Below are 3,010 nucleotides of genomic sequence, written 5' to 3'. Positions count from 1 at the left end.
CGGGGGAACCGGGGGGAGGGTGGTGGGCGTTCATGTGCGGCCCCTCCTGTCAGAGGATCGTGGGTCGGTGGCACGCCACCTGGGGGTTGGTGGTTGTTTACCAACGGACGACGACGAGCGTCAATGACCTTCGTGGAGCGCCGTGACATCGGTTTGGATTCGGTCCGAAAAATGTCGCCGTAAAAGCGTCCGGAAACCGTCACCGGAAATGTCCGGGACACGCGGGAAAAGGGCGGCCGGAGTGCGCGACCGGCACGGAGGAGGCGCGGAGGGGCGCACCGCGGGCCCGCGTTCCCACGGAGAGGGGTCGCGGTCACACGCTGGGTGGCGAAGGGGTACCGCCGGGAGGGCGGCGGGGGCGTCGGCCGTGTGCTCTGGGTGACCGGTGCGCCGTTGGCGGACACCCCGCGTTGGCAGTAAATGCCGTACTCCGCTACGGTTCCCGCCATGATGGGGCACTCGCACGCACTGAGCGGCGTGGTCGGCTGGATGGCGGTCGTTCCGCTGGTCCAGGGCAGGGAATTCCTCGGACTCAGCTTCCACCTGGGTCCCGGTGAGATCATCGCCGGTTCCCTGGTCTGCGCCGGTGCGGCCCTGCTGCCCGATCTGGACCACAAGAGCGCCACGGTGACCAAGACCTACGGCAAGGTCACCGAGGTGCTGAGCGGCATGCTGGGCTTCCTGTTCGGCGGGCACCGGATGGGAACGCACTCGTTCTTCTTCGCGGTGCTCATGGGCGTGCTGGTACAGCTGTTGGCGCTGTGGTCCGAGCTGGCCGTCCAGGTCTTCGTGTTCCTGCTGATCGGCATCGCCCTCCAGGGCCTGGGCTTCGGCCTGGACAAGAACAAGGTCGCGTCGGGGGTCATCAACGCGATGGCCACGGCGGGCATCACGCTGGCGCTGTTCACCGCCGGGGTGAACTACAGCTGGCTGGGCCTGGCGGTGGCCTTCGGCGTGGTCCTGCACTTCTTCGGCGACATGATCACCAAGATGGGCGTGCCCATCTTCTGGCCCTTCTTCAAGAAGCGCTTCGGGCAGGGGAAGGGCTTCGTCACCGACGGCCCGGTCGAGCAGAAGTTCGTCACCCCGCTGCTGACCATCGGCGTCATCGTGGGGACCATCTACCTGTTCGACTGGCCCGCGCTACTGCCCGAGTACTGACCGGGGCCGGGGCGGTGACGTCCCCGCGCTGCTGCCCCGGGGGCCGTGCCAGGCCCCACGACGCATCCCGCTGCCGCCGGGTCCGCTCCCGTACCCCCCGCGACGGCCCGGCACCTGTCGGCCGGGCCCCGGCTGGCCTAGGCTGTCGGGCGTGACACGATCCACAGAGGGCCTCAGCCCCGAACTGCACGCCTACGTCGTCGAGCACAGCGAGCCCGTGGACGAGGTCCTGGCGGACCTGGCCGAGGAGACCGCGCGGCTGTTCCCGGACCACCGGGGCATGCAGATCGGCCCCGAGCAGGGCGCCTTCACCACGATGCTCACGCGGATCTGCGGCGCGCGGGAGGTGGTGGAGATCGGGACCTTCACCGGCTACTCGTCGATCTGCTTCGCGCGCGGCCTCCCCGAGGGCGGCCGCCTCCTGGCCCTGGACGTCAGCGAGGAGTGGACCTCCGTGGCCCGGCGGTACTGGGAGCGCGCCGGGGTCGCGGACAGGATCACCCTGAGGCTGGGCCCGGCCCTGGAGTCGCTGCGGGAGCTTGCCGAGGAGCCGCGCTTCGACCTGGCCTTCGTGGACGCCGACAAGGAGGGCTACGTCGGCTACTGGGAGGAGCTGGTCCCCCGCGTCCGGTCGGGCGGCCTGATCCTGGCCGACAACACCCTCTCCCACGGGCGGGTCGTGGACCGCGAGAACACGTCGGCGGCCGTACGGGGGATCCGCGACTTCAACGACCGGCTGGTCGCCGACGAGCGCGTCACGCAGGTGCTGCTGCCCATCGGCGACGGCCTCACCCTCGCCCGCAAGCACTGACGCCCCGGGTTCCGAGGCACCGACGCGCCGCGGAGGGCGCCGGCCCCTGACGTCGTCCACAGGACGGCTCTCGTCCCGCACGCCAAGGGTCGGGCTTCGGTAATGTCCAGTGCCATGCGCCTGCTGCACACCTCGGACTGGCACCTGGGCCGCTCCTTCCACCGGGAGAACCTCATCGACGCCCAGGCGGCCTTCCTGGACCACCTCGTCGACACCATCCGCGAACACCGGGTCGACGTGGTGGTCGTGGCCGGTGACCTCTACGACCGCGCCCTGCCGTCGGTGGACGCGGTCCGGCTCTTCGACCGCGCCCTGGGCCGGATCCGCGAGACCGGGGCCCGGGCCGTCCTCATCAGCGGCAACCACGACTCCATGGCGCGGATGTCCTTCGCCACCGGCCTCATCGACGCCTCCGGCGTCCACCTGCGCAGCTCCCTGGACGGCGTCGGCACGCCCGTGGTCATCGAGGACGAACACGGACCCGTGGCCTTCTACGGCATCCCCTACCTGGAACCGGAGATCGCGCGCCACCACTGGGACCTGCCCGAGCGGGGGCACGCGGCGGCGCTCGGGCACGCCATGGACCTGGTGCGCGCCGACCTCGCCGAGCGGCCCGGCACCCGGTCGGTGGTCCTGTCGCACGCGTTCGTGACCGGCGGCGAGCCCTCCGACAGCGAACGCGACATCTCGGTGGGCGGTGCCTCGCACGTGCCGGTCCCGGTCTACGACGGGGTCGACTACGTGGCCCTGGGCCACCTGCACGGGCGGCAGACCATCACCCCGTCCGTGCGCTACTCGGGCAGCCCGCTGGCCTACTCCTTCTCCGAGGAGCACCACGTCAAGGGCTACTGGCTGGTGGACCTGGACGCCGACGGCCTCGCGGGCGCCGAGTTCGCCGCGGCGCCCGTCCCCCGCCCCCTGGCCCGTATCCGCGGCCGGATCGAGGACCTGCTCACCCGTCCCGAGTGGGAGTCCCGCACCGGCCACTGGCTCCAGATCACCCTGACCGACCCGCGCCGCCCCGCCCACCCCATGGAC

General features: G+C 71.1%; 3 protein-coding genes. All 3 read left to right on the top strand.

Annotated features, from left to right (window positions below):
- The first annotated feature begins 447 nt into the window (after positions 1–447).
- Positions 448–1,161 carry a metal-dependent hydrolase gene (locus DQW06_RS20565; RefSeq protein WP_013151683.1) on the top strand — a complete coding sequence of 238 codons (714 nt, stop codon included), beginning with the start codon at positions 448–450 and terminating at the stop codon, positions 1,159–1,161.
- A 151-nt stretch (positions 1,162–1,312) separates the two neighbouring features.
- The gene (locus DQW06_RS20560) at positions 1,313–1,972 is read left to right on the top strand and encodes an O-methyltransferase (protein ID WP_013151682.1); all 660 of its coding nucleotides are present in this window, start codon (positions 1,313–1,315) and stop codon (positions 1,970–1,972) included.
- 102 nt (positions 1,973–2,074) lie between these two features.
- A partial coding sequence (locus tag DQW06_RS20555) for an exonuclease SbcCD subunit D (protein WP_157983522.1) occupies positions 2,075–3,010 on the top strand: 936 nt, incomplete at its 3' end.

The organism is Nocardiopsis sp. TNDT3, from assembly GCF_003427465.1.
Classification (GTDB): Bacteria; Actinomycetota; Actinomycetes; order Streptosporangiales; family Streptosporangiaceae; genus Nocardiopsis; species Nocardiopsis dassonvillei.
Note: the sequence above shows the minus strand (reverse complement) of the source record. Positions and strands in the feature narration are given on the sequence as shown.